The following is a 5,910-nucleotide window of genomic DNA, read 5'->3' as shown; positions in this document are numbered from 1 at the left end:
GGTGCCGATCATGATGCGGCGCTTGACCTCGCGGCCGAAGCCTCGTCGAACCTCGCGCGCTATGACGGCGTCCGCTACGGCCTGCGCGTGCCGGGCAAGGACATCGTCGACATGTATGAGAAGACCCGCGCCGCCGGCTTCGGCCGCGAGGTCAAGCGCCGCATCATGATCGGCACCTATGTGCTGTCGGCCGGTTATTACGACGCCTACTACCTGCAGGCGCAAAAGGTGCGCACTCTGATCAAGCGCGACTTCGAGAACGTGTTTGCCGCCGGCGTCGACGTCATCCTGACGCCGGCGACGCCGTCGGCCGCGTTCGGCATCGCCGACGAGGACATGGCTTCCGATCCGGTCAAGATGTACCTCAACGACATCTTCACGGTGACCGTCAACATGGCCGGCCTGCCGGGCATCAGCGTCCCCGCCGGTCTCGACGCCAAGGGCCTGCCGCTCGGCCTGCAGCTCATCGGCCGTCCCTTCGACGAGGAGACGCTGTTCCAGACGGCGCATGTCATCGAGCAGGCGGCCGGCACATTTCAGCCGGAAAAGTGGTGGTAGGGTCGTCCCTCATCTAGCTCGTGGCTCCGAGAATCGGAATCGATTTTCGGAAAGGATCATGCGCAAGATCAAAGTGTTACAGCGTCCCTTGCGCGTCCAGGGGCGCGCGGCGCTGTAATGGGGTGAGGGATGTTCTTCTATCTTTCCAAGATTTTCTGGTTCTTCATCCAGCCGCTCAACCTGGCGATCTTCCTGCTGCTGGCGGGCCTGCTCGCGGCCGCGTTCGGCCGTCGGCGGCTGGCCGCCACCGGCAGCGTGCTCGCCTTCCTGATCCTGTCGCTTTCCGCCTGGACCTCGCTCGGCGCGATGATGCTCAACCCGCTGGAGGAGCGCTTTGCCAAACCGTCGCTGCCGCAGAAAGTCGACGGCATCGTCGTGCTCGGCGGCGGCTTCGAGGGCGCCATCAACCTCGCACGCGGCGGCTATGAGTTGAACAGTGGCGGCGACCGCATGGTCGAGACCGCGATCCTTGCCAGGCGGTTCCCGCAGGCCAAGGTGGTGGTATCCGGCGGTACCGGAGAACTGTTCCTGGACGGCGAGGGCGATGCCGACACCGCGCCGCGCCTGCTTGGCGCGCTCGGCGTCGGCGCCGATCGGCTGATCCTCGAGAACAAGTCGCGCAACACCTATGAGAACGCCGTCTTCACCAGGCAAATGGCGGCGCCGAAGCCGGGCGAGACCTGGCTGCTGGTGACCTCGGCCTTCCACATGCCGCGCGCCAAGGCGCTGTTCGACAAGGCTGGCTTCCCGACCATCCCATGGCCGGTGGATTACCGCACCTCGGGCAAGGAAGGCATCGGCCTGTTCTGCGACAACCCGGCCGATTCGCTGCAGGTGACGACCATGGCGATCCGCGAATGGATCGGGCTTGCCGCTTACTGGCTGTCCGGCCGCATCGACCGGCCCTTCCCGGGCTGACCGAGGACGGCCTCCCTGGCCGCAGAGAAGAACTGGCGCCGGACCAGCACCGCCAGCAGCAGCAGCGTCGACAGCACGAAAATCACCGGGTCGATGAACCAGCCGAGATAGCCGATCGAGAAGAAGACCGCGCGCAGGCCGGAATTGAAATGCTTGCCGGCCAGCATGTTCATGCGTGTTGCGCGCCAGACCGCCGTCTCGCTGACCGGATTGCGCGAAGCCTCGCCGTACGGGATCGGCACCGCGCCGATCAGGATCGAGCAGTAATTGAACAGTCGGTAGGCCCAGCCGAACTTGAAGAAGGCGAAGGCCAGGATCAGCACCAGGCCGAAAACCTTCATCTGGAAGGCCTCGCGCGAGGAGGTCGCGCTCAGCGGCAGGTCGCTCAGCATCGTAAGCACCTGGTCGGAGGCGCCGAGCAGCGCGAAACAGCCGCCAAGCGCGATCAGCGAAGAGGATGCGAAGAAGGCGGTCCCTTGTTGCAGACCCGTCATGATGGCGGTGTCGACGATGCGGATCTCGCGCTCGGCCATGGTTCGCATCCAGGCCGCGCGCTGTGCGTTCATCGCCGTTGTCAGCGAGACGCGGCTGACCAGCTTGCCGTCGGAGGCCAGCGTATGCAGCACCCAGACGATGAGGAAGAAGGCCAGTGCCGCAAGGTCGGCCGTCGAAAGATGGAAGGAATCGCCCATGTCCCCTTGTACCACAGGCGAGCCGGCCGCTTCGACGGTCGGCTAGGCCGGCAGGGGTTGGGCGGCTTTCGCGCGCAGGGCCTCGACCACCATGTCGGTCCTGGTGACCCATCCGAACGCGTTTTCGAAATTCCACAGCGTCGCCTGGCGGTTGAAGTCGGGGCCCGAATGGTTCATCGCGTCCTCGACCAGGACAGGCCAGAATTCCAGCATGTAGGCGTCGCGCGCGGTAGCATCGACGCAGACATTGGTGGCGACCCCGCTGAACAGCAGATGGCGGATATTGCGAGCCCGCAGATACGCTTCCAAACCGGTGTTGCAAAAGCCGCTGTAGCGGGATTTGCGGATGATCTGGTCGCCCGGCTCCGGCTTCAGCGCATCGACGATCTGCCAGTCCCAGCTGTCGTCGATCAACAGCTTGCCGCGCAGCTCGGGGCGCTGGCGCATCAGCACCATTCCCAGTTCCTTGTGGTAATTCGGCGAGGAAATGTCGCCGGCGTCGCCGAGATCCGGTCTGTACGACATCTGGAGATAGACCACGGTGAGGCCAGCTTTGCGCGCGGCCGCAAGCAGCCTTTTGTTGGCCTCGATGGCCGGTGCAGCACCCGATATGTCGAAGCCCGCCAGATCGAACATGCCGCCCGCCGAGGCGAAGGCGTTTTGCATGTCCACCACGATGACGGCCGTCTGCGCCGGCACGATGCACACCGGTTCCGGCCTGGCCTCCAATGCAAGCATTGCTTCCTCCCTCGCAACGATACCTGGCGTTGTCGAGAATAGCCCCGCCAGCGCAACCCGACAATCAATGTCGCTGCCGGAGCAAACAAGGTCGGAGGGCGCGGCGCCGCGATCCGTAAAACAGCGGAAACATCTCAGCAATTCCTATATGTATGCCGAGACGGATTCAGGAGACAACGGCGCGTGTTCCTTTCGGTTTTCGACCTGTTCAAGATCGGCATCGGTCCATCGAGTTCGCACACGATGGGGCCGATGACCGCCGCCCGGCGTTTTCTGGACGAGGTAGCCGGAAACGACTGGCCGCGGCCGGCCGGCGTCAAGGTCGACCGCATCGGCGCCAGCCTGCACGGCTCGCTCGCCTACACCGGCATCGGCCATGGCTCCGACCGCGCCGTCATCCTCGGCCTTGCCGGCGAGACGCCGCAGACGGTCGATCCCGACCTCGCTGACGGCATCGTTGCCAGGATCGCTGCCGAGAAGCGCATCGCGCCGCCGGGTCACCCGACTTACCGCTTCGATCCCGCGACCGATCTCGTGCTCGACCGCAAGACGCCGCTCACCGGCCACGCCAACGGCATGGCGTTCTATGCCTACGACGCCGGCGACCGACTGCTGCTCAAGCGCATCTATTATTCGATCGGCGGCGGCTTCGTCGTTTCCGAGGAAGAGCTGCAGCGGATGAAGGCCAAGGGCTCAGTGACGACGGAAGGCAAGAAGGTGCCTTATCCCTTCAAGAATGCCGTCGAGATGCTGAAGATGGCGGCCAAGAGTGGGCTTTCCATCGCCGAGATGAAGCGCGTCAACGAGGAGACGCAGATGTCGCGCGAGGAGCTCGACGCCGGTCTCGACGCCATCTGGGGCGCCATGAAGGGCTGCATCGACCGCGGCCTGTCGCAGGACGGCATCATGCCGGGCGGGTTGAAGGTGCGCCGTCGTGCCCGGCAACTGCACGACAAGCTGCAGGAACAGTGGCAGCAGAACCGGCCGAACCCCTTGCTCGCCAATGACTGGCTGTCGATCTACGCCATGGCGGTCAATGAGGAGAACGCCGCCGGCGGGCGCGTCGTCACCGCGCCGACCAACGGGGCGGCCGGCACGCTGCCGGCGGTGCTGCGCTACTGGCTGCATTTCCATCCCGAAGCCGACCAGCCGAGTATCCGCGACTTCCTGCTCACCGCCGCCGCCGTCGGCGGCATCATCAAGTCGAACGCCTCGATCTCCGGCGCCGAAGTCGGCTGCCAGGGTGAGGTCGGCTCCGCCTCGGCCATGGCTGCGGCTGGGCTGTGCGCCGTCATGGGCGGCACGCCCGAGCAGGTCGAGAACGCGGCCGAGATCGCGCTGGAGCATCATCTCGGCATGACCTGCGATCCGGTCGCCGGGCTGGTGCAGGTGCCCTGCATAGAGCGCAATGCGCTCGGCGCCGTCAAGGCTGTGACCGCAGCGTCGCTCGCCATCAAGGGCGACGGCACCCACTTCGTGCCACTCGACGCGGCGATCGAGACCATGCGCCAGACCGGCCTCGACATGAACGAGAAGTACAAGGAAACCAGCCTCGGCGGCCTCGCCGTCAACGTCGTCGAGTGCTGAACGGCTGATGCTGGCACTGTGGAGAAGTCGGGCAGGGCCGTTGACGGTTTCGCGTGCCGGACTAAACCTTAAGCGATGGCTCTCAATCTCCTAAAACTCTGCGTCGGCTGCGACAGCGTCGAGGATCTCGAAGAGTGGATCGACTTTCGCCTCGACGAGCGGCGGCGCGCCGGCGAGCCGGCCGAGCACTGGCACACCACCCGCATGGTGCCGACGCGTGGCGACGAAGTCACCGACGGCGGCTCGCTCTATTGGGTGATCAAGGGCAACGTGCAATGTCGCCAGTTGATCACCGAGATCCGGCCGTTCACCGACGACGAGGGCATCGGCCGCTGTCACCTGATGCTCGACCCGCAAGTCGTGCGCACCGAATGGCAGCCGCGCCGCGCCTTCCAGGGCTGGCGCTATCTCAAACCCTCCGACGCGCCGGCCGATCTCGGCAAGGGCAGGGCAGGCCTGGTGGAGATGCCTCCGAAGCTCAGGCAGGAGCTGGCCGAACTGGGCCTGCTTTAGACCGGACGATACCTGCCGCGCTGCTTGTGATCCGCCGATGCGTTGGCCCTCCCTATCGCCGGACATGGGACTTGCAAGCATTGGCGCCGCGCCACATCTTGAATCTCATGAGCGACAACAAGCAGCCCGTGCCCCAAAAGGCCGATCCTGCCCCGGTCAAGCCTCAATCAAGCGCCGGGGAGATCGACGCTTTTGTCCGGCAGGCGAGAACCCTTGGCGCTTCTGCCAGCGGCACGGGCAGGCTGATTCTGTCCCTCGACGCGACCATGAGCCGGCAGCCGACCTGGGATCTGGCCAACGCGCTGCAGGGCGAGATGTTCGATGCCGTTGGCAAGCTCGGGACGCTTAGCGTCCAACTGGTCTATTTCCGCGGTCTCGGCGAGTGCCGTTCGTCCGGTTTCGTCAAAGACACCAATGCTTTGAAGCAGCTGATGACGCGGATCGACTGCCGCGCCGGCCATACTCAGATCAGCAAGGTGCTCGTCCACGCGTTGAAGGAAACGGCGGCAACCAAGGTCAATGCGCTTGTCTATATCGGCGATGCCATGGAAGAGAGCATCGACGATCTCACCAGCAAGGCCGGCAGCCTCGGTCTGCATGGCGTGCCAGTCTTCATTTTCCAGGAAGGCCATGATTCCGGAGCGGAAAAAGCGTTCAAGGAAATTGCGCGGCTGTCTAAAGGAGCTTGGTTCCGATTTGATCGGCATGCTGCCGCGACCCTTGCGGGATTGCTTTCAGCGGTAGCCGTATTCGCCACCGGCGGGCTGACGGCACTGGAAGCCAGGGGCAGGCCGGAAGATCGGCTGATGATCGAGCATTTGCGGGGCGGCGGAAATTGATGGGCATACTGATCGCATTGGTCGCATTGCTTCTGTTGCTCCTCGGCGCCGCCACGATCTTCGTA

7 protein-coding genes are annotated in these 5,910 nt (G+C 64.5%); 5 read left to right on the top strand and 2 right to left on the bottom strand.

Translation table 11 applies throughout. The features are described from left to right. Both EOA33_RS21370 and EOA33_RS21365 read left to right on the top strand, forming a co-directional pair. Nucleotides 1-558: amidase family protein (locus tag EOA33_RS21370; protein ID WP_245482401.1), on the top strand; the 558-nt coding region annotated here is incomplete at its 5' end. Between the two features lie 129 nt (nt 559-687). Further along, a complete protein-coding gene (locus EOA33_RS21365; RefSeq protein ID WP_127406505.1) occupies nt 688-1,476 on the top strand; it encodes a YdcF family protein in 789 nt (262 codons plus the stop codon). Here EOA33_RS21365 and EOA33_RS21360 read toward each other — a convergent pair. Both EOA33_RS21360 and EOA33_RS21355 read right to left on the bottom strand, forming a co-directional pair. Further along, entirely contained in the window at nt 1,434-2,168 is a 735-nt protein-coding gene (locus EOA33_RS21360; RefSeq protein WP_127406504.1) for a DUF599 domain-containing protein, read from the bottom strand. The two genes, EOA33_RS21365 and EOA33_RS21360, sit on opposite strands and share 43 nt — an antisense overlap. A gap of 42 nt (nt 2,169-2,210) precedes the next feature. After that, on the bottom strand, nt 2,211-2,906 hold the full coding sequence (locus tag EOA33_RS21355) for a cysteine hydrolase (protein WP_127406503.1): 696 nt from the start codon (nt 2,904-2,906) through the stop codon (nt 2,211-2,213). A 183-nt stretch (nt 2,907-3,089) separates the two neighbouring features. Between EOA33_RS21355 and EOA33_RS21350 the strand changes: the two genes are divergently transcribed. From EOA33_RS21350 to EOA33_RS21340, 3 genes are all read left to right on the top strand, one after another. After that, the gene (locus EOA33_RS21350; protein ID WP_127406502.1) at nt 3,090-4,493 is read left to right on the top strand and encodes an L-serine ammonia-lyase; all 1,404 of its coding nucleotides are present in this window, start codon (nt 3,090-3,092) and stop codon (nt 4,491-4,493) included. Nucleotides 4,494-4,568: 75 nt separating this feature from the next. Next, nucleotides 4,569-5,006, top strand: coding sequence for a DUF1489 family protein (locus EOA33_RS21345; RefSeq protein ID WP_126054677.1), 438 nt, complete (start codon nt 4,569-4,571; stop codon nt 5,004-5,006). A gap of 107 nt (nt 5,007-5,113) precedes the next feature. Continuing rightward, a complete protein-coding gene (locus EOA33_RS21340; RefSeq protein WP_127406506.1) occupies nt 5,114-5,845 on the top strand; it encodes a VWA domain-containing protein in 732 nt (243 codons plus the stop codon). Nucleotides 5,846-5,910: the final 65 nt, after the last annotated feature.

The sequence above is a fragment of the Mesorhizobium sp. M4A.F.Ca.ET.050.02.1.1 genome (genome assembly GCF_003997725.1).
Classification (GTDB): Bacteria; Pseudomonadota; Alphaproteobacteria; order Rhizobiales; family Rhizobiaceae; genus Mesorhizobium.
Note: the sequence above shows the minus strand (reverse complement) of the source record. Positions and strands in the feature narration are given on the sequence as shown.

Bases quoted from the DNA above. Each gene is read 5' to 3' on its own strand.
- EOA33_RS21365 (WP_127406505.1), top strand. From the start codon at position 688: ATGTTCTTCTATCTTTCCAAGATTTTCTGGTTCTTCATCCAGCCGCTC.
- EOA33_RS21360 (WP_127406504.1), bottom strand. From the start codon at position 2,168: ATGGGCGATTCCTTCCATCTTTCGACGGCCGACCTTGCGGCACTGGCC.
- EOA33_RS21355 (WP_127406503.1), bottom strand. From the start codon at position 2,906: ATGCTTGCATTGGAGGCCAGGCCGGAACCGGTGTGCATCGTGCCGGCG.
- EOA33_RS21345 (WP_126054677.1), top strand. From the start codon at position 4,569: ATGGCTCTCAATCTCCTAAAACTCTGCGTCGGCTGCGACAGCGTCGAG.
- EOA33_RS21340 (WP_127406506.1), top strand. From the start codon at position 5,114: ATGAGCGACAACAAGCAGCCCGTGCCCCAAAAGGCCGATCCTGCCCCG.